General features: G+C 69.4%; 16 protein-coding genes. 7 read left to right on the top strand and 9 right to left on the bottom strand.

Annotated features, from left to right (window positions below; all coding sequences use genetic code 11):
- Positions 1 to 42: 42 nt before the first annotated feature.
- The 4 genes from LRK53_RS03885 to LRK53_RS03870 are packed head-to-tail and all read right to left on the bottom strand — an operon-like array spanning position 43 to position 6691.
- Positions 43 to 1197 carry a Wadjet anti-phage system protein JetD domain-containing protein gene (locus LRK53_RS03885; protein WP_235642513.1) on the bottom strand — a complete coding sequence of 385 codons (1155 nt, stop codon included), beginning with the start codon at positions 1195 to 1197 and terminating at the stop codon, positions 43 to 45.
- Complete coding sequence (locus LRK53_RS03880; protein WP_037090583.1) at positions 1184 to 4555, bottom strand: ATP-binding protein; 3372 nt, start codon at positions 4553 to 4555, stop codon at positions 1184 to 1186. The genes LRK53_RS03885 and LRK53_RS03880 overlap by 14 nt, the downstream gene beginning before the upstream one ends.
- Entirely contained in the window at positions 4552 to 5241 is a 690-nt protein-coding gene (locus LRK53_RS03875) for a DUF4194 domain-containing protein (RefSeq protein ID WP_027494104.1), read from the bottom strand. The genes LRK53_RS03880 and LRK53_RS03875 overlap by 4 nt, the downstream gene beginning before the upstream one ends.
- A complete protein-coding gene (locus LRK53_RS03870) occupies positions 5228 to 6691 on the bottom strand; it encodes a DUF3375 domain-containing protein (RefSeq protein WP_027494105.1) in 1464 nt (487 codons plus the stop codon). The genes LRK53_RS03875 and LRK53_RS03870 overlap by 14 nt, the downstream gene beginning before the upstream one ends.
- A gap of 254 nt (positions 6692 to 6945) precedes the next feature.
- On the opposite strand from LRK53_RS03870, the gene LRK53_RS03865 reads away from it, so the two are divergent.
- On the top strand, positions 6946 to 7599 hold the full coding sequence (locus LRK53_RS03865) for a DsbA family oxidoreductase (RefSeq protein WP_027494106.1): 654 nt from the start codon (positions 6946 to 6948) through the stop codon (positions 7597 to 7599).
- A gap of 6 nt (positions 7600 to 7605) precedes the next feature.
- Here the strand turns inward: LRK53_RS03865 and LRK53_RS03860 are convergent, their stop codons facing one another.
- Positions 7606 to 10566, bottom strand: a complete 2961-nt coding sequence (locus tag LRK53_RS03860; protein ID WP_027494107.1) for a bifunctional diguanylate cyclase/phosphodiesterase — start codon at positions 10564 to 10566, stop codon at positions 7606 to 7608.
- Positions 10567 to 10776: 210 nt separating this feature from the next.
- On the opposite strand from LRK53_RS03860, the gene dinG reads away from it, so the two are divergent.
- The 6 genes from dinG to LRK53_RS03830 all read left to right on the top strand — a co-directional run bounded on the left by dinG (position 10777) and on the right by LRK53_RS03830 (position 15732).
- Positions 10777 to 12894, top strand: a complete 2118-nt coding sequence (gene dinG, locus LRK53_RS03855) for an ATP-dependent DNA helicase DinG (protein WP_235642512.1) — start codon at positions 10777 to 10779, stop codon at positions 12892 to 12894.
- Positions 12891 to 13451, top strand: coding sequence for a HutD/Ves family protein (locus LRK53_RS03850; RefSeq protein WP_027494109.1), 561 nt, complete (start codon positions 12891 to 12893; stop codon positions 13449 to 13451). Before dinG ends, LRK53_RS03850 begins: the two co-directional genes overlap by 4 nt.
- A gap of 68 nt (positions 13452 to 13519) precedes the next feature.
- Positions 13520 to 14044 (top strand): winged helix-turn-helix domain-containing protein, encoded by a 525-nt coding sequence (locus LRK53_RS03845; protein ID WP_235642338.1) that lies wholly within the window; start codon positions 13520 to 13522, stop codon positions 14042 to 14044.
- A gap of 210 nt (positions 14045 to 14254) precedes the next feature.
- Complete coding sequence (locus LRK53_RS03840; protein ID WP_235642338.1) at positions 14255 to 14779, top strand: winged helix-turn-helix domain-containing protein; 525 nt, start codon at positions 14255 to 14257, stop codon at positions 14777 to 14779.
- The gene (locus LRK53_RS03835) at positions 14730 to 15320 is read left to right on the top strand and encodes an IS630 family transposase (RefSeq protein ID WP_338109854.1); all 591 of its coding nucleotides are present in this window, start codon (positions 14730 to 14732) and stop codon (positions 15318 to 15320) included. Before LRK53_RS03840 ends, LRK53_RS03835 begins: the two co-directional genes overlap by 50 nt.
- A gap of 1 nt (position 15321) precedes the next feature.
- Positions 15322 to 15732: a transposase gene (locus LRK53_RS03830; protein ID WP_235642511.1), complete on the top strand. Its 411-nt coding sequence runs from the start codon at positions 15322 to 15324 to the stop codon at positions 15730 to 15732.
- A 223-nt stretch (positions 15733 to 15955) separates the two neighbouring features.
- On the opposite strand, the gene thiD is transcribed toward LRK53_RS03830, so the two are convergent.
- The 4 genes from thiD to LRK53_RS03810 are packed head-to-tail and all read right to left on the bottom strand — an operon-like array spanning position 15956 to position 19105.
- Positions 15956 to 16750 (bottom strand): bifunctional hydroxymethylpyrimidine kinase/phosphomethylpyrimidine kinase, encoded by a 795-nt coding sequence (thiD, locus tag LRK53_RS03825; RefSeq protein ID WP_027493825.1) that lies wholly within the window; start codon positions 16748 to 16750, stop codon positions 15956 to 15958.
- Positions 16747 to 17724 (bottom strand): ThiF family adenylyltransferase, encoded by a 978-nt coding sequence (locus tag LRK53_RS03820; RefSeq protein ID WP_027493826.1) that lies wholly within the window; start codon positions 17722 to 17724, stop codon positions 16747 to 16749. The genes thiD and LRK53_RS03820 overlap by 4 nt, the downstream gene beginning before the upstream one ends.
- A complete protein-coding gene (locus LRK53_RS03815) occupies positions 17721 to 18329 on the bottom strand; it encodes a thiamine phosphate synthase (protein WP_235642510.1) in 609 nt (202 codons plus the stop codon). The genes LRK53_RS03820 and LRK53_RS03815 overlap by 4 nt, the downstream gene beginning before the upstream one ends.
- Positions 18326 to 19105 (bottom strand): thiazole synthase, encoded by a 780-nt coding sequence (locus LRK53_RS03810; protein WP_037090411.1) that lies wholly within the window; start codon positions 19103 to 19105, stop codon positions 18326 to 18328. The genes LRK53_RS03815 and LRK53_RS03810 overlap by 4 nt, the downstream gene beginning before the upstream one ends.

Below are 19105 nucleotides of genomic sequence, written 5' to 3'. Positions count from 1 at the left end.
CAGAACCATCACTCCGCCGTCCGACACATCGGATCGAACCACTCATCCGCTTGCCATCGAACGAATCTTCGCCCACGCCACATCCCAGCCGACCCGCTCCTGCTCCAGTCGCACGCGCACGCCCCAGCGGTCGCCGCGCAGGTCCCGGTACAGCGCCTGCTCGGCGGTATCCAGGTACTCGATCGCGTCGGCGCGGTGCGGTTGCGGTTCGGTCACCCACAGCGCGCGATGGGTCAACAGGGTTGCCTCGTCCATCAGCAGCGACCGCACTTGCGGCAGGTGGCCGCGCAGGTGGCCGAGGATGGCCAGGCCGTGGGTGTCCAGGTCGCCCCAGTAATGCACCGCATCGGCAGCACGCAACCACGGTAGTTCATGCAGGCGATCGACCGCATAACCACGCGCCATCAGCACCACGGCGCCAGGCAGGTCGTCGAAGGCCAGGCCGGTCTGTTTGTTTTCGACGATGAACACGCGGCGCGCCGGCAACGCCAGCGCAGCCAGCTGGTCGAACGGCGCATGGATGTCGCCCAGGCCGCCAACGCGGGCGCGCAAAGCGGGATCGAGCACGCGCAGGCGCAGTCGATCGGGCTCGCGGCGCAAGCCGCTGGCTCGCCAGAAATCGGTGTCACGGGGCAAATCGGCCAGCGTGCGCAGCCAGTCGCCGAGCAAGCCGGTACGGGTCTCCAGCCATTTGCTGTCGAGCCCGGCCACCGGTAACTGGCGGGCGAACAGGTTCGACGCACGGTGTGCCTGCAGCCACGCCAGCATGTCACCGAGGCGGATGAACTCGGTTTCCCCGGTGTCGGCCAGCAAAAGGTATTGGCGGCGCAGCCCGGTGGCCAGCGATGGCCAGCGTTGCGTCCACGTCGCGAACCGCGCACAGGCGCGCTGCCAGCGCACGGTTTCGCCGAGCAGGGCGGCCAGTGCATTCGCGTCGGGCAGCAACAGCGCTTCCGGCACCACCTGGCGACCGAGCAGGGGCCAGCGCCGCTCGATCCAGCTCACCTCACCGCCCGGCCAACTCTTCCACGCCGATCGCCAGGCCTCGAACGCCACCCAGTGCGCGCTGGCCTGCTTTTCACCCGGGGCCGCCAGCGATACACGCAGCGGCCACTCGCCGCCGCCGCCCAGCCAATCACCAGCCTGGCGCGGCCATTGGCCGCGCAGCAGGGCGACCGCCTGCTCAGGACTGCGCATCGTCGCCTTCGCGCGCACGCGGCAGGTCCAGCCGCTGGCTGGCGGCGTCGTATTCGATCATCAGCACGCCGGAATCGTGCCGTCCGTTGATCTCGACGAAGCAGGCGCCACCGATGAACGGCTCCAGCGTCATCACCGATTTCAACGGCGTGGCCACGATCATCTGGAAGCCGAAGTTCTCGAAGATGCGCATCGCCATCGCGGTGAATTCGTTGTCGGCCTTGTCGAACGCTTCGTCCAGCACCACCGCCGCGTATTGCGGCACGCCGCCGTCCTCGTCGCCCAGCTGGTAGCGCAGCGCGGCGGCCAGGCAGGTGGTGGCCAGTTTCTGGCGCTGGCCGCCGGACTTGCCGGCGCCACTGCGGTAGACCTCCAACTGCTCGCCACTCACCGCATCGCGTTCCTCGCCGATGAACTCCACGTGCAGACGCACGTCCAGCACCTGTTCGCGCCAGCGCTTGTGCTCGGGGTCGGTCGAGGCCAGCCGGGCGACCAGTTTGCGCAAGCCTTCGAACTGCGCCTCGGCGCGTTCGCGGTCGTCGGTGCGCTGGTGCGCCAGCACGTCGCGCAGCTGCTGGCGGAACTCGATCACCTCGGGCAGGCGGCGATCCTCGGGCCGGATCTGCAGGACGCTGCCGCGGTTGAACGGCACTTTCTCCAGGCTGGCGTTGACGTCTTCCATGCGTGCGCGGATCGCCTTGTGCGCCTGCGCGATGTGCGTCTGCAGCGCCACCAGGTTCTGCCCGCTCTGCGTGCGCAGCATGTCGAAGAAACGCGCCTCGTGGGCCGGCAGGCCGTCGCGTTCCAGCCGCTCCAGCCGGGCGAAGAAATCCGCCGCGCTCTGCAGATCGGCCTGCACGTCGCCGGCATCCTGCGGCCAACGGCGGCGAAACGCCTCGAAACCGCTGACGATGCGATGGGACTGCGCACCGGCCTCGGTCTCCAGCGCGCCGATGCCCTGGTTCAGCGCACGCTCCATCGCGAGCGTGCGCTCGGCCAGATTGCCAAGGGTGAACGCCGCGCCGGCTTCACAGCGCGCATCCAGGCCCTGCCGTTGCAGCGGCGTCAGCGGCTTGGCCGCCACGTCGTCGACGCAGCGGGCGCGCTCCTTGTCCAGCCGTCCGTGTTCGCGCCTATGACCATCGCGTTCGACGCGCACGTCATTCAGAAGGCGCTGCGCTGCAGTAACTTGTTTTTCCTTCGTGGCGATGCGTTCGCCCAGGTCGCGCAGGGTCACATTGGCTTTGGACAACTCGCCCAATTCGATGGCGATGGCATCCAGCCGCGTGAGCAGCGGAGCGACGTCGATATCGCTCCAGCGCAGGTTGGCCAGCGACTGCGCGGCGGCGGCATGGTCGGCCCGCTGCCTGCGCTCGGCGTGGATCGCCGCGATCGCATGGTCGGCACCGGCAATCTGCTGCGCCAACGCGCCAGCCTCGGCCTTGTACAGCGCCAGCTTGTCGCGATTATCGAAGCCCAGTACCCACTGGCGGCGATCGTCGACGGCGTGGCGGTCGTCTTTCTCGTGGCGGCTGCGGCCGTGCTTGATCTGGCCTTGTGCGGTGATCGCGCGATCGCTGCGCTGCAACGCCTGCACGCTGTCCACGCAGGCGTAGTCGTAGCGGCGCAGCAGTTCGGCGTGCAGCCATTCCTGGTGTGCATGCGGCGCCAGCTCCAGCTTGTGCAGCAGCGAACGCGGTGGCGGCGCGGACACGTTCAGCCCATCTGCGGCGCCGATGCGGTGGTACACCAGCTTGCCGCCCAGATGGGTGGCGTCGACCCACGCGGCCACCTTGGCGTAATGCCGCTCGTCCACCAGCAGCGACAGCGCAAAGCCGTGCAGCAGGCGTTCGATCGCGCCGCTCCACGCCGCTTCGTCCGCGCGTACCTGGATCAGCTCGCCGGCGAACGGCAGCGCGGTCTCGGCCAGGCCCACCGCGGCGCATAGCCGGCTGCGCAAGGTCTGCATGTATTCGGGAACGTTCGACGGATGCTTTTCCAGCGCGGCGATCTCGGCACGTGCCCTGGCAAAATCAAGCTCGGCCTGTTTTTTCTGCATGCCCAGTTCCAGCATGCGCTGGTCGGCATTGGCGGCGGCGTCCTGGCTGGCGTCCAGCAGGCTGCGCGCCTCGGCGAGTTGTTCGGCGAAGCCTTGCGGGGTGGCGCCGAGCTGCCAATCCAGTTGCCGGCACGCGCTCTCGGCCACGCCGCGATGGCGCAGGCAGGCATCGCGCTCGCGCGACACGCTGTCGTGGTCGCGTTGCAGTTGTTCGATGCGGTCGCCGCCCTGTTCGCGGTGGCGTGCCTGCAGGTCGCCCAGTTCACGCTGGTGCTGTTCCCACGTCTGTTGACGGCGGCCCTCCTCGCCTTCGAGGCCGCGGTCGAGCGTGTCCAGCTCGACCAGCCGCGTGTCGAGCAGGCGCAGCCGCTGGCGCTCGCGGTAGCCGTCCATGCCGGCCAGCAGCTCGTCCAGTTCGCTGCGTTCGCGGCGCACGTCCATCAGCCGGTCGTGCGCCGTGCGTGCAGGGCGCAGGGTTTCGATCTGCTCGCGCGCAGTGACCACCGCCTTGTGCGCCTCGTCCAGTTCGGCGAACTCGGCCACCAGCCGTTCCGCCACGACGAAGGTTTCCGGCCGCTCCAGCATGAAGTCGCGCAGGAAATGGTTGAGGTCGCCCAGGTTCTTCGCCGACTGGGTCTTGTGCAGCAGGCGCAGCGCGGTGTCGTTGCCGATGCCTAGCAGGCGACGGAAGCGTTCGGCGTAGGCGCTGAAAGTCTCGTGATAGTGGACATCGGAAATGCGCTGCTTGAGGCGCCGGATGTCCAGGTCGAAGCCGGCCAGTTCCGTCGCCAGGTCGAACGGCCGCTCGGCGATGATGAAATACTTCTGCACGTCGGCCGCGCTGGAGCTGTTGCCGCGGATCCACAGCAACCGCACCAGCGTGACGCAGCGGCCCAGCGCGTTGCGGTATTCCAGCGCCAGCGCCGACCAGGTGGCGCCGCGACGCAGGTACTGGGTGGCGACCTCGCCCGAATCGTCGTCGTGGCGGTCGGCCCAGGCGCCGCGCACGTAGGACACCAGCGAGCGGTCGCGGCCGCTGCGCTCGGCCTCCCGCGCGGCGGCGTTGAAATCCACCAGCGCCGGCGGCACCAGCAACGCCGACATCGCGTCGAGCAGGGTCGACTTGCCCGAACCGGAACGGCCGACGAACAGGAAGCCGCGCTCGGCGATCGGCACCTCGTGCAGGCCGGAGAAGGTGCCCCAGTTGAGTACCTGCAGGCGGCGCATGCGGAACTGCTCCTCGCGCGGCGTGGGCAGGTCGGACAGGAACAGGGTAGGAGCGCCGTCGGACTTTTTCATCCCTCGTCCTCCTCGCTCTCCACGTCCGCGCCACCATGCCGGCCGGCCAGATGCTCGCGATAGACCGCGCCCAGCGCCTGCACGTCCTCGGCGGAAAACAGCAACTTCAGCGTGGGCGAGACCTCGTGACGTCCCTCGCTGCCGCGGATCGGCTGCAGCACGTTGTTCTTTTTCATCTTCTCGATGGCCGCGTTGAGCTTCCGGACGAAGCCGGCGCGGTCGGTGCCCTGCGGCGGTTCGTACACGGCCAGTTGCGCATGCAGTTCGTCCTCCTCCACCACGGCGCGCTGGCCGTGCGCCTCGGCCTCGGCCAGGCGCTGGCGCAGGGCCAGCAGCAGCACCGAGTCGATGAAGGTGAGCGGACTGGAACGCAGCAGGGTCGGCGTTTCCAGCTCGCCGGTGTCGGCCTGGCGCACGAAGGCCACGCGCAGGTCGCGGTCGAGCACCAGCTCCAGAAACAAGTCGCTCAGGCGCGCGCGGATGGCGGTTTCCTCGCGCAGCAGCACCGGCCACAGCAACGCATGGCGCTCGGCGTCCACGCTGGGGCCGGCCAGCAACTGGCACAGCACGCGGCGCGCCCCGAACGGCAGGCTGCCGGTGTCGCCGGGGAACAGCGCGGGATCGCCCACGCTTTCCGGCAACGGGTTTTCCGGGGTCGGTTCGTCCCTGTCTTCAGACCAGTTCATCGCGTTTTTCCTTGAGGAAGTACAGCAGAGGAATGCGCGCATGGCGTTCGCGGCCATCCTCGCCGCGCCAGCTCACCGATTCGTGGCGATCGGCCACCAGCATGCCGTGGCGGCTACCCAGCGCGACGTAGCCGACCACGCTGCCCAGGCCCTGCTCGGCCGGATAGTGTTCGAGCACGGCACCGACCGAGCACTGCGCGCGCTCGGCCAGCAACGCCCGCACGCGCTGCTTCAAGCTGCGGAAGTCGATCTCCGACTGCGCCACCAGCTCGCCCACGCTGTCCAGCGAGATCGCCGCGCCGTCGGCGCGGACGATGCTGCCGTCGACCTGGCCGGTGCGCGGATCGTTGAGCCGCCAGCGCGACAGCGAATGCAGCCGCGCGCTGCTCAGGGTCAGCGTGTAGTCGATGCCCTGGTTGCTGCGTACCCGGTCGCGCAGCTTCAGCGCCTCGACCTGGGCCTGTTTCAGCAACTGGTGCAGGCGGCGCTGTTCCAGGTAGGCGCGGCTCTGCACGAAGCCCTTCAGGCTGCGCGCAAAATGCTGCAGCACGTCGTGCACGTGGCCGCCGCGATCGAGCAGGGTACGGGTGAGGTGCAGCAGGAAGCTGCGTTCGCGCCGGTCCAGCGCGCGGGCGAACGGGCGGCTGGTCACCGCGTCCACCGCCGCTTCCAGCTGGCCGCTCTGCTCGGCGTCGGTGAGCAGCCGCCAGAACGCGTCGAAACTGCGCCCGGATTCGCTTTCGGCGATCACGTCGACGCCGGCGAACAGCGCCTCCAGCATCTCGCCGCGCTGGCGCTCGTCGTCGATGATGCGCTCGCGGAACTCGCGGTCCAGCTGCTGGAAATCGTCGCGCACGTGGCGGAAATCCTCGGCCAACTCGTCGGCTAGCGCGATCACCTCGCGGGCGCGCTCCAGCGCGCGGGTCTCGTCCAGCACGTCGACCCGGCCCTCACTGACCGCGGCGATCTGCGCATCGATGCGCTCGCGCTCGGCGAGCAGTTCGCCCAGGCGGCTGTGCGGGTCGGCATCGGTCTGCCGCGCCAGTTGCACCAGTTGCTGGATCACCAGTGCCAGCCGGCTCTCGGTGGCCACGCTGCGGCTTGAGTCCAGGCTGCCCAGGAAGCGCAGCGCCGCGATCGCCGGCGCGGTCAGCTCGTACTGTTCCTCGCTGGCCCCGGCGGGAAAGCGCCGCTCCAGCCAGCCGGCGGCCAGCCATTCGGCCACGTAGGCCTGCGCCGTGCGCGGCACCGTGTGGCCATGCGTGCGCAATTCGTCCAATTCGCGCGCCAGCCGCTCATGCAGCAGCGAGGCCGGCAACTGGCGTTCGCCATCGAGCAGCAGCGCCTGCAGCAGGGCGGCAATCAGCGGCGCGTTGTCCGCCGCCAGCAGTTTCCAGGTGGGCTGCTGGCGTAGCCGCTGCCAGGTAGCAATGCGTGCGCGGGTTTTCATCGCGACACCGAATGTCCAAAGGCAACCCCGCCCGCGCCGGACGGAATCTGGTGGATGATTCGACGATGTGACATGTACCTGCCCGCTGGTAGCTGCAAGAATCGCCCGGACCTGGGGTCTGTCCGGGAAACCTTCAGTGTAATCGCTGGTATCTCATCCCATGCGACGTGCGCCGCCGTACGCTTGACGCGACGGATTGAAGAGGCTTGTGCCGCCCCCATCTTTTGCACCTCTCCCGCTTCGGCAGACAACCCATGACCAAGCCCGCTTCCGTCCGCATCGACTTCGTCTCCGACGTCTCCTGCCCGTGGTGCGCGATCGGACTGGCTTCGCTGCAGCAGGCGCTGGCGAAGCTGGACGGCGAAATCAGCGCCGAGATCCATTTCCAGCCGTTCGAGCTGAACCCGCAGATGGCGGCGGAAGGCGAGGATGCGGTCGAGCATCTGGTGCACAAGTACGGCAGTTCAGCCACACAGATCGCCGCGAACCAGGAAATGATCCGCGAACGCGGCGCGGCGCTGGGCTTCATCTTCGACATGGAGCGGCGCAAGCGCGTCTACAACACTTTCGACGCGCACCGGCTGCTGCACTGGGCCGAACTGGAAGGTCGCCAGCTGGCGCTGAAGCAGATCCTGCTGCGCGCCTATTTCACCGACGGCGAGGACGTGGGCGCGCACGACACGCTGGTGCGGCTGGCCGTCGAGGCGGGGCTGGATGGCGAGCGCGCGCGGCAGATCCTCGCTGGCGACGAGTTTGCCGACGAAGTGCGCGCGCAGGAGCAGTTCTTCACCTCGCGCGGCATCCGCTCGGTGCCGGCCACCATCGTCAACGGCCAGCACCTGATTTCCGGCGGACAGCCGCCGGAGACGTTCGAGCAGGCGCTGCGGCAGATCGCCGCCGGCGCCTAGAACCGCTCATGCGCCGGCGCTGCCCGGCGCCCGCCACTGTGTGATCGGCGCCGGGCGGCCGAGCAGGTAGCCCTGGCCCATCTCGCAGCCCATCGCCATCAACGCATCGCGCTGGGTCGGCGTCTCGATGCCTTCGGCGATCACCTGGATGCCGAGCGCGCGCGCCAGCGCCAGGATCGCCGCCACCACGGTGGTGCTGGAGGTGTTGGCGTCCTTGTCCAGTTCCTGCACGAAGGCGCGGTCGATCTTCAGGATGCGCAGCGGCAGCGAGTGCAGGTAGCTGAGCGAGGAGTAGCCGGTGCCGAAATCGTCCAGCGCCGCGCCGATGCCGATCGCGCGCAGGCGCTCCAGCGTGGCGCGCACGTGCTCGGGATTGTCCAGCAGCGCGCCCTCGGTGACTTCCAGCACCAGCCGCTGCGGCGGCAGCCCGGTACGTTCCAGCAGCTGGACCAGGCGCCGGTCGAAATGCGCATGGCGCAGGTGCAGCGCCGACACGTTCACCGTCATGAAGCTGTCGTCGCGTCCGTGCTGCAGCAGCAGCCGGCAACTCAGCTCGAACATGTGCCAGTCGATCGTCTCGATCAGCCCGCTGTCCTCGGCGATCCTCAGGAAGTCGCCTGGCCGCAGCACGCCGCGTTGTGGATGGTTCCAGCGGATCAGCGCCTCGTAGCCCAGCGTGCGCCCGCTGCCGTCGAGCGCGCAGATCGGCTGGAAGTACGGCTCGAACAAGCCTTGCGCCAGCGCCTGGCGCAGTTCGCCTTCCAGCGCGAGCACGTCGACCACGTTCTGCGCCAGCCGCTCGTCGAACAGCTCGTAGCGCTTGCGGCCCAGCTGCTTGGCCCGGTACAGCGCAATATCGGCGTCGCGCAGCAGCTCGTCGGCGGCCACGTAGTTGCCGTCGCCGATGGCGATGCCCATGCTGGCGGTCACCGGCAGTTCCTTGCCAGCCACCCGCATCGGCGCGTCCAGCGCGTCCAGCACGCGCTGCGCCACGGCGGTGGCTGCCCACGGCAGCTCATCCTGTTCCAGCAGGATCGCGAACTCGTCGCCGGACAGCCGCGCCACCAGATCCGGATGGCGCACGCAGCCGGCCAGGCGCCGCGCCACCTCCTTCAGTACCTCGTCGCCGGCCAGGTGGCCCAGGCTGTCGTTGATGATCTTGAAGCGGTCCACGTCCAGGTACAACAGCGCGCAGGGGTGCTGCGGCTCGCGCCGCATGGCGTCCAGTGCGCGGTCGATGCGCTCGCGCAGGTAGCCGCGGTTCGGCAGCCCGGTGAGCGCGTCGTGCATGACCTGATGGCGCAGCTGGTCCTGCATGCGCTCGCGTTCGCCGATTTCCTTGCGCAGGGCCAGCGTGCGCTCTTCCACCCGCTGTTCCAGCTGTTCGTAGGCACGCCGGAGCGACTCGGCTGAGCGGCGCCGGGTGAGGCTGTTGGCGACCTGCGAGGCGACGAAGCTGAGCAGTTCCTGGTCGGCCGCGCCGTACACCACGTCGGCGCGGTAGCTCTGCACGGCGACCAGCCCGATGACCTCGTCGGCCACGATCAACGGCACGCCGAGCCAGTACATCGCGGGAGAACTCATCCGCCCCGGCGCGATCTCGCCGCGCTGCTCCAGTTCCTCGATGTCCGCGTTGCTCACCCGCAGCGCGCGCCCCAGGCGCATCACGTATTCGCTCAGGCCGCGGGTCAGCACGCGTTCGGCCGGCGGCGCCAGCACCGCGTCCACCGAGTAGGGAAAGGTCAGCTTGAGCCGGTCGTCGGAGAGCAGCCCGATGAAGAAGTTCTGCGCGTTCAGCAGTTCGCCCACCACCGCATGCACGCGCCGGTAGAACGTACCCTGGTCGATGTCGGCGGTGGCCAGCTCGGCGAGCTGGAACAGCGCGGTCTGCAGGTGCTCGGCGCGCTGGCGCTCGACGATCTCCTGCTGCAGCCCGCGGTTCGCCTCCGCCAGCTGCAGCGTGCGCCGCTGCACCCGCTGCTCCAGCTCGTCCTTGCCCTGCTTGCGCTCCAGTGCGGTGAGGATGTGGCTGCTGACGAACTCCAGCAGGGTGAGGTCCTCGTCGGTGAAGCCGATGTCGCGGCGATAGCTCTGCACCACCAGCACGCCGCGCGGCTGGCCGTCGCGCAGCAACGGCACGCCGAGCCAGTCGTAGCTGTCCGGGCCGATCAGGGTCACCGGCCCCACCACCTGGCTGCGCAGCTCCTCGGCATTGCCCATGCGCGCCTTGCCGTCGCGCATCACGTACCAGGTCAGCGTGTGCTCGATCGCGCCCAGCGGCATGTCCTGGCCGCCGCCGGGGGGCACCGGCTCCTGCTGGTCGACGAAGTACAGGAAGCGGATCGTGTCCTGCACGGCGTCATGCAGCACGATGAAGAAGTTTTCCGCATACATCAGCGTGCTGACGATGGCGTGGATGCCGCGCAGCAGGTCGGGCATGTCGCGCTCGGAGCCGGCCAGGTCCGAGATCGCGAACAGCGCGCGCTGCAGGTTCTCCGAGCGTTCGAGCTGCTCGTGCGAATCCTTCAGCTCGGCCCACTCCAAGGCCCAGCGCAGGTGCTGGCCGGCCAGTCGCAGCGGCGTTTCCAGCTCCGCGAGGAAGCGCTCGTCGGCATGGCCCGGCTGCCATTCCAGCAACAGCAGTGCCACGTCGGGTTGCGCGCACAGGCGAACCGCCACACGTCGCCCGTCCGGGTGCCGCAGCGGCCCGGCCGTGCGGGCGGCCGCCACCAGCCACGATGCATCGGCCGGCGCGAACGACATCGGCGGGCGGCCTTGCGCAGCAACGACCTCGCCCTGCCCCCAGCGCACGCTGGCCGCGACGCAGCCCGGACGCGCCTGCACCAGGTCGGCGATCGCCGCAGCCACCTCTTCCGGCGCATGCGTGCCGATCAGCCGGGCCAGCCAGCTCAGCTGCAGCGATCCGCCTTGCGACGGCCCCGCTTCCATGGCATCGGCATGCTTCATCGAATCCCCAAGCCCGCGCCCGCCAATGCCGGCGGACGGCCCGCCCGGTCGAAACCCCGCGGCGACGCCGGCATCGGACATGACGAGCCTGCCTCCATGCGGGCCAACGCGCAATACCGATAAACTGCCCCATCGCGTCCGGCTGGCCACGCCATGAGTCGGCGCCGCCGTGTTCCGGCGTCATCCGCAGCGCAGGTCCCCGTTCCATCCATGCTCACCGACACCACCAAGGACGCCATCCGCGCCGCCTACGCACGACTGAAGGACGGCCTGCCCGGCTTCCGCGCGCGCGCCTCGCAGGGGCGCATGATCGCCGAGACGGCCAAGGCGTTCGCCCGCGCCGGCGGCGTGGCGGCGGTCGAGGCGCCCACCGGCACCGGCAAGTCGATGGCCTACCTGATCGCCGGCGTCGAGGTGGCGCGCTTCCAGAAGAAGAGGCTGCTGATCGCCACCGCCACCGTGGCGCTGCAGGAACAGCTGGTGCAACGTGACATCCCGCTCTACCTCCGGCTCAACGGCATCGAGGCGAAGGTGGCGCTGGCCAAGGGCCGCGGCCGCTACCTGTGCCCGCGCAACCTGCTGATGGCGGCCAACAGCATCCACGACGCGCAGCTGGGCCTGGCCGGTTTCGAGGCGGACCTGCTGCTGTGGAACAAGCCGCCGCAGCCGCGCGACAAGCAGGCGCTGGCGAAGCTGCGCGGCGCGTTCGACCGCCGCGAGTGGGACGGCGACATGGACAGCGCGCCGGAACCGGTCAGCGAGCTGCTGCGCCCGATGATCACCACCAGCGCCGGCGGCTGCACCAACCGCAAGTGCGGCCAGTTCATGGTCTGCCCATTCTTCGTCGCGCGCCGCGCGGTGGACGACGCCGAGATCATCGTGGCCAACCAGGACCTGGTGCTGGCCGACCTCACCATGCCGGGCGAGGCCGACGGCGGCGCCGAGCCGGGCTGGGGCGGGGTGATCCTGCCACGCCCGGACGAGACGCTGTACGTGTTCGACGAAGCCCACCACCTGCCCGGCAAGGCGATCGACCGCGGCGCGGCCGAGGTCCACATCACCGCCAGCGTGCGCCAGCTGAGCCGGCTCGGCCGCCAGGTGCACGCGGCGTATTCGCTGACCGACAAGGAAAGCCTGGGCCGGCTCACCCTGGACGCCGGCGACGCCAGGCTGCAGGAACTCAGCGACACGCTGGAAGAACTGGAGAAAGCCATCCGCCTCGGCTGGCTGCCCGACCCGGCCGAAACCGAGCCGATGTACCGCGGCTCGCTCGGCCAGCTGCCCTCGCCGTGGGTGCAACAGGCGCGGGCGCTCAGCCTGCTCACCGGCGAGGTGCAGCGCTGGCTGGGCGCGGTGCGCCGCGCGGTGGTGGAGATGACCGATGGCGGGCCGACCCAGGAGGCGCTGTCGCGCGAGCTGGGCATCGCGCTGGAACGCGTCGGCCGGCAGGCCGCCTGCTGGCGCGCCTGGTCGGCCGACGATCCGGACGACGCGCCGCCGCTGGCGCGCTGGGTCACCCTGGGCGCCGACCAGCAGCTGGTCTGCCACGCCTCGGCGGTATCCGCCGCCGGCCTGCTGCGCGAGGTGCTGTGGGGCAACGCCAGCGGCGTGCTGCTGACCTCGGCCACGCTGAGCGCCGGCGGCAATTTCCGCAACTTCGCCGACGCGGTGGGCCTGCCCGACGACGCGCTGACACTCAGTCTGCCCTCGCCGTTCGACCTGGCCGCGCAGGCGCGGCTCGAAGTGCCCTCGATGCGCACGCTGCCCGACACGCGCGAGGCGCACGCGGAGGAGATCAGCGAGTGGCTGGCTGAAAACCTGGACTGGGACGCCGGCAACCTGGTGCTGTTCACCTCGCGCACCAAGCTCGACCGCGTGCTGCAGAAACTGCCGATCGCGCAGGTGCGCAAGGTGCGCGCGCAGGGTTCGCTGGGCAAGTCGCAGCTGGTCGCCGAGCATTGCGCCGACATCGAAGCCGGCAAGGGCAGCACGCTGTTCGGACTGGCCTCGTTCGGCGAAGGCCTGGACCTGCCGGGCAAGCTGTGCGAGACGGTGGTGATCACCCAGCTGCCGTTCGCCGTGCCCACCGACCCGGTCGGCGCCACCTATGCCGAGTGGCTGGAATCGCGCGGGCGCAATCCCTTCATAGAAGTGAGCATCCCCGAGGCCACGCGCCTGCTCACCCAGTACTGCGGCCGCCTGATCCGCAACGAGAGCGACCATGGCCGCATCGTGCTGCTGGATCGCCGCGTGGTCACCAAGCGCTACGGCAGCGGCATGCTGAAGGCGTTGCCGCCATTCCGGCGCGTCATCGAGAGGACCGCATGATCATCCGCCTGGCCGACCGCCCGCCGCAGCCGTGGAAGAACGGCCTGGGCCGCACGCGCGAAATAGCCGTCCAGCCGCCTGGCGCCGGCATGGACGATTTCCTGTGGCGGGTCAGCGTGGCCGAGGTGGACAGCGCCGCGCCGTTCTCCGCCTTTCCCGGCATCGACCGCGTGATCGTGCTGCTCGACGGCGCCGGCTTCACGATGACGCTGGACGGCGCGCGCACGCACGCGCTGACCGTGCCGTGTACGCCGTTCGCGTTCCCCGGTGAGGCGAAGGTGGACGTAGCGCTGGCCGGCGGCCCCACCCGTGACTTCAACCTGATGCTGCGCCGCGGGCACGCCACCGGTGGCGTCGCCGTATGGCGCCAGCCTGGCGAGGTCAACGGCCCCGGCGACGTGGTGCTGCTGCATGTGGCGCAGGGCCGGTTGACGACGCCGGATGGCACGCTGGCCGCCGGCGACAGCTGGCGGCCCGACTCGCGCGCCGCCCCCCCGGTGAAGCTAGCCGACGACACCGTGGTGCTCGCGGTGCGGGTGCAGGCCGGCGGCCGCTGAGGTCTCATACCAACTTGCGTTCAATAAACTAGATATACTCTTGCCATCGCCTGGAAGGGAGATGGCAAGTGAAGACACTGATCGGCAACGACAAGGCCACGGTGAAGCGACTGGCGGAGCGACTGAAGCAAGCCGGATCGCATCGCGAGTACCAGCGAATCCAGTGCGTGCTGCTACGGGCCACACTGGGGAGCTCGGCGCAGGAGATTGCCCAGATCCTGGGATGGTCGGCGTCGACCGTCCATACGATCCATTCGCGCTGGGCCAAGGAAGGTGAGGCGATCTTCGCGCTGAACGAGCGTGGCGGCCGCCATCATCAGTACTTGAGCGAGGAAGAGGAGAAGGCACTGCTGGAGCCGTTTGTGCGACAGGCCGAGATGGGTGGGATGTTGCGTGCCTTGGACATCCGGCAGGCATATGCGGCACGGGTCGGCAAACCGGTGGCGCTGTCGACGATCTATCGCCTGTTGGAGCGGCATGGTTGGCGCAAGGTGATTCCACGGCCCCGCCACCCGAAGGCAGACGTTTCGGCCCAAGCGGCATATAAAAAAACTGCGGCGCTGCGTTCGCGCCGAGGCCGCGCGTCAGGCTAGGTGCGGTCGCCCGGTTCGCTTGATGTTCCAGGACGAGGGGCGGTTTGGCCTGCTCGGCTCGCCACGGCGATGTTGGGCGCCCTCACCGACACGTCCTGTCGTGGGGGCGCGGCTGGAACGTCAATACATCTACGCCTTCGCCGCCGTGATACCAACTTGCGTTCAATAAACTAGATATACTCTTGCCATCGCCTGGAAGGGAGATGGCAAGTGAAGACACTGATCGGCAACGACAAGGCCACGGTGAAGCGACTGGCGGAGCGACTGAAGCAAGCCGGATCGCATCGCGAGTACCAGCGAATCCAGTGCGTGCTGCTACGGGCCACACTGGGGAGCTCGGCGCAGGAGATTGCCCAGATCCTGGGATGGTCGGCGTCGACCGTCCATACGATCCATTCGCGCTGGGCCAAGGAAGGTGAGGCGATCTTCGCGCTGAACGAGCGTGGCGGCCGCCATCATCAGTACTTGAGCGAGGAAGAGGAGAAGGCACTGCTGGAGCCGTTTGTGCGACAGGCCGAGATGGGTGGGATGTTGCGTGCCTTGGACATCCGGCAGGCATATGCGGCACGGGTCGGCAAACCGGTGGCGCTGTCGACGATCTATCGCCTGTTGGAGCGGCATGGTTGGCGCAAGGTGATTCCACGGCCCCGCCACCCGAAGGCAGACGTTTCGGCCCAAGCGGCATATAAAAAAACTGCGGCGCTGCGTTCGCGCCGAGGTCGCGCGTCAGGCTAGGTGCGGTCGCCCGGTTCGCTTGATGTTCCAGGACGAGGGGCGGTTTGGCCTGCTCGGCTCGCCACGGCGATGTTGGGCGCCCTCACCGACACGTCCTGTCGTGGGGGCGCGGCTGGAACGTCAATACATCTACGCCTTCGCCGCCGTGAGTCCTCACGACGGCGTCCTCGACAGTCTCATCTTGCCGTGGGTCAATGCCGAGGCCATGTCCCTGTTCCTGGCCGAAGTGGCCGGTCGCCATCCTGGCGAGTTCATTCTCATGGTCATGGATCAAGCCGGCTGGCATCAGGCAAACGCCCTGGTCGTTCCCGACTCCATGCGCCTGGTGTTCCTTCCCCCCTATAGCCCCGAGCTCAACCCAGCCGAGCATCTCTGGAAGGCCTTGCGCGAGCAAGACTTCGGCAACGAGGTCTTCAAGAACCTCGATGCCGTCGAAACGACCCTAGCCGGCGGATTGCGCGCACTGGAAGTCGATCACGACCAAACCCAGTCTTTGACCGGCTTTAAGTGGATAACTTCTATATCATTGAACGCAAATTAGTATGAGTCCTCACGACGGCGTCCTCGACAGTCTCATCTTGCCGTGGGTCAATGCCGAGGCCATGTCCCTGTTCCTGGCCGAAGTGGCCGGTCGCCATCCTGGCGAGTTCATTCTCATGGTCATGGATCAAGCCGGCTGGCATCAGGCAAACGCCCTGGTCGTTCCCGACTCCATGCGCCTGGTGTTCCTTCCCCCCTATAGCCCCGAGCTCAACCCAGCCGAGCATCTCTGGAAGGCCTTGCGCGAGCAAGACTTCGGCAACGAGGTCTTCAAGAACCTCGATGCCGTCGAAACGACCCTAGCCGGCGGATTGCGCGCACTGGAAGTCGATCACGACCAAACCCAGTCTTTGACCGGCTTCAAGTGGATAACTTCTATATCATTGAACGCAAATTGGTATCAGAGCCTGTGAAGAAAACCACTTCCTGTGGTTTTCTTCAGTCGCGAGTCCGGTACACGCTCGGACTCGCTCACATGAAACAGTCACTGGCGTGACTGTTTCATGCCCGGCCCTCGGGCAGCCGCTCCTGCGCTGCCTCAACTCGGGCATCGGGCAACTGCTCCTGCGTTGCCTCAACTCAGGCATCCATGCCCTCGCCGTGGCCGGTCTGAGAGGTTGGAAAACTCACAACCTCTCAGTCCAGCGCGTGGAAGTGGTGCAGCGGACCGCGACCGCGGCCGACGTCCAGGCGTTCCGCCGCGACCAGCGCCGCCTGCAGATAGGCCTTGGCCTGCGCCACCGCGACCGGCATTGGGTGCCGCGGCCGCAGCGCGGCGATCGCCGCGGCCAGCGTGCAACCGGTGCCGTGGCCGGCGCGGGTGCGTAGGCGCGCGGCATCGAACACCTGCACGCCGTCCGCGCCGGCCAGCACGTCGGGGCTGCGCACACCGCCCAGGTGCCCGCCCTTCAGCAGCACCCACGCCGGCCCCAGCGCGCGCAGCTGGCGGGCCTGCGCCCGCATCGCCTCCAGGCCGCCGGCCGGCACGCAGTCCAGCAGTGCGGCCGCCTCGGCCAGGTTCGGCGTGAGCAGCTCGACCTGCGGCAGCAGCGCCTCGCGCAGTGCCGCGAGCATGCCGGCGCCGGCCAGGGCGTCGCCGCTGCTGGCACGCAGCACCGGATCGAGCACCACGCGGCGCGCGGCGTTCGTGTGCAGCACTTCGGCCACGGCGTACACGGTGGCGGCCTCGGCCAGCATGCCCAGTTTCACCGCGTCCACCCGCACGTCGTCGAACACCGCCTGTACCTGCTCGGCAACCAGTGCCGCCGGCAAGGCCTGCACGGCGCGTACGCCCTGCGTGTTCTGCACGGTGACCGCGGTGATCGCCGCCATGCCGTAGGCGCCGAGCGCACCGAAGGTCTTCAGGTCGGCGGCGATGCCGGCGCCGCCGCTGGGGTCGCTGCCGGCGATGCCGAGCACGTTGGGGATCATCCGGCGTGGCTGGCGCTGAAGGCGATCAACGCCAGACGGGTACAGCCCTGCGATTGCAGCCACGCCGCCGCACGCGCCGCGCGCAGGCCGCTGCGGCAGGCCAGCACCACCCGTGGCGCCGCCGCCAGCTGCGGCCACAACGCCGGCAGCGTCTCGTTGGTCGCGCGCAGGGCGCGCGGCACGGGCGACTGCGGCGCCTCGTCCAGGCCGCGCAGGTCGACCACCACGTCGTCGGCGGCGAGCTGGACCGGATCGAGCAGCGGCCAGGCGGTCTGCGGCTCCGGCGCGTCGCGGAAGTCGAAGCTGGCAAAATCGCGGCCGTCCCAGCGGAACAGGCGACCGCGTGGCGGCGACGGAAGATCCAGCAGCAGGGCCAGCACCAGCTGTGCCTGCAGCGCGCCGATCATCGCCACCACCGGGCCGAGCACGCCGGCCGAGGCGCAGTCGCCCGCGGTGGCCGGCCACTGCGGAAACACCGCGCGATAGCTCGGCACGTCGCCGCAGAACACCCCGGCGTAGCCCGCCATGCCGACCGCCGAGGCGCTGACCAGCGGCCGCCGCGCGGCGAGGCAGGCATCGCTGAGCAGGTAGCTGACGGCGAACTGGTCGGCCGCGTCCACCACCACGTCGGCGGCGGCGACCAGGGCCGGCGCTGCGGCCGGGGTGAGCGGGCGATGCAGCGTCTCGATGCGTACCTCGGGATTGAGTGCCGCCAGCGCCGCTGCAGCCGCTTCCACCTTGGGGCGGCCGATGTCGCCCATCCGGTACAGCGTCTGCCGATGCAGGTTGCCCAGCTCGACCACATCCGGATCGATCACGCTCAGCACGCCCACCCCGGCTCCGGCCAGCAGCGGCAGCAGCGCGCAGCCGAGGCCGCCGGCGCCGACCACCAGCACGCGGGCATCGGCCAGCCGCGCCTGGCCGTCGGCGCCGACGCCGGGCAACCGCATCTGCGTGGCATGGCGCGCGCTCATGCCGGGCACCGCGTGGCATCGAGCCAGGCGCGAAGACTGGCCTCGGGATCGGCGTGCCGCACGATGTCGCCGACCACCGCCACCACGTCGGCTCCGGCGGCCAGGCACGCCGCGGCGCGCTCGCGGGTGAGGCCGCCGATCGCCACCAGCGGCAGCGCGCCGACGGCGCGCTTCCACTCGCCGATGCGCGCCAGCCCCTGCGGCGGCCATGGCATCACCTTGAGCTGGGTCGGCCAGATCGGCCCCAGCGCAATGTAGTCCGGGCGGCAGGCTAGCGCGGTCTCCAGTTCGGCAGGGGCGTGGGTGCTCAGGCCGAGCCGGATGCCGTGCCGGCGCAGCGCCGGCAAGTCGGCGTCGCGCAGGTCCTGCTGGCCGAGGTGGACGTAGTCGGCGCCGAGCTCGATCGCCAGCTGCCAGTGGTCGTTGACCACCAGCTGCGCGCCGCGCGCGCGGCAGGCGGCGAGCGCGGCGGTGACCTCGCCGCGCAGCCAGTCGCGGTCCGCGTGCTTGGCACGCAGCTGCACCAGCCACGCACCCGCCGCGACCACGCGGCGGACCCAGGCCGCATCCGGCACCACCGGATAGAACGGGTCGAGCCGGCTCATGCCAGTTCCGCTCGGCCGGACACCGGCGTGGACGGCGCGGCCAGGTCGCGCGGCTCGATCGGCCCGGCGCGCCACGCGGTGCGGCCGGCGTCCACCGCCTGGGCGAACGCGCGCGCCATCGCCACCGGGTCGCCGGCGCGGGCCACCGCGGTGTTGAGCAGCACCGCGTCATAGCCCAGCTCCATCGCCGCGGCCGCCTGCGAGGGCAGGCCAAGGCCGGCATCGATCACCAGCGGCACTTCGGGGAAATGCGCGCGCAGCGTGCGCAACGCATGGGGATGACTCAGGCCGCGACCGCTGCCGATCGGCGCCGCCCACGGCATCAGCACGCGGCAGCCGGCATCGAGCAGGCGGCCGGCCACGCCGAGGTCGTCGGTGGTGTAAGGGAACACCGCGAAGCCCTCTTCCGCCAGCACGCGTGCCGCCTCGACCAGACCGAACACGTCCGGCCGCAGGGTGTCGTCGTCGCCGATCACCTCCAGCTTGATCCAGCGCGTGCCGAACAGCTCGCGCGCCATCTGTGCCGTGGTCACTGCCTCGCGTACCGAGTGGCAGCCGGCGGTGTTCGGCAGCACGCGCACGCCGAGCGCGCGCACCTGCGCCCAGAAATCCTGGCCGGAGCGCTGCGCAGCCGACTCGCGCCGCAGCGATACGGTGACCACCTCGCAGCCAGACGCCGCGACGGCCTCGGCCAGGCAGGCCGGCGACGGGTAGTGCGCGGAACCCAGCAGCAGCCGGGAGACCAGCGTCTCGCCGTAGAGATGCAGTGCGTCCAT

Source organism: Rhodanobacter thiooxydans (assembly GCF_021545845.1).
GTDB lineage: Bacteria > Pseudomonadota > Gammaproteobacteria > Xanthomonadales > Rhodanobacteraceae > Rhodanobacter.
Note: the sequence above shows the minus strand (reverse complement) of the source record. Positions and strands in the feature narration are given on the sequence as shown.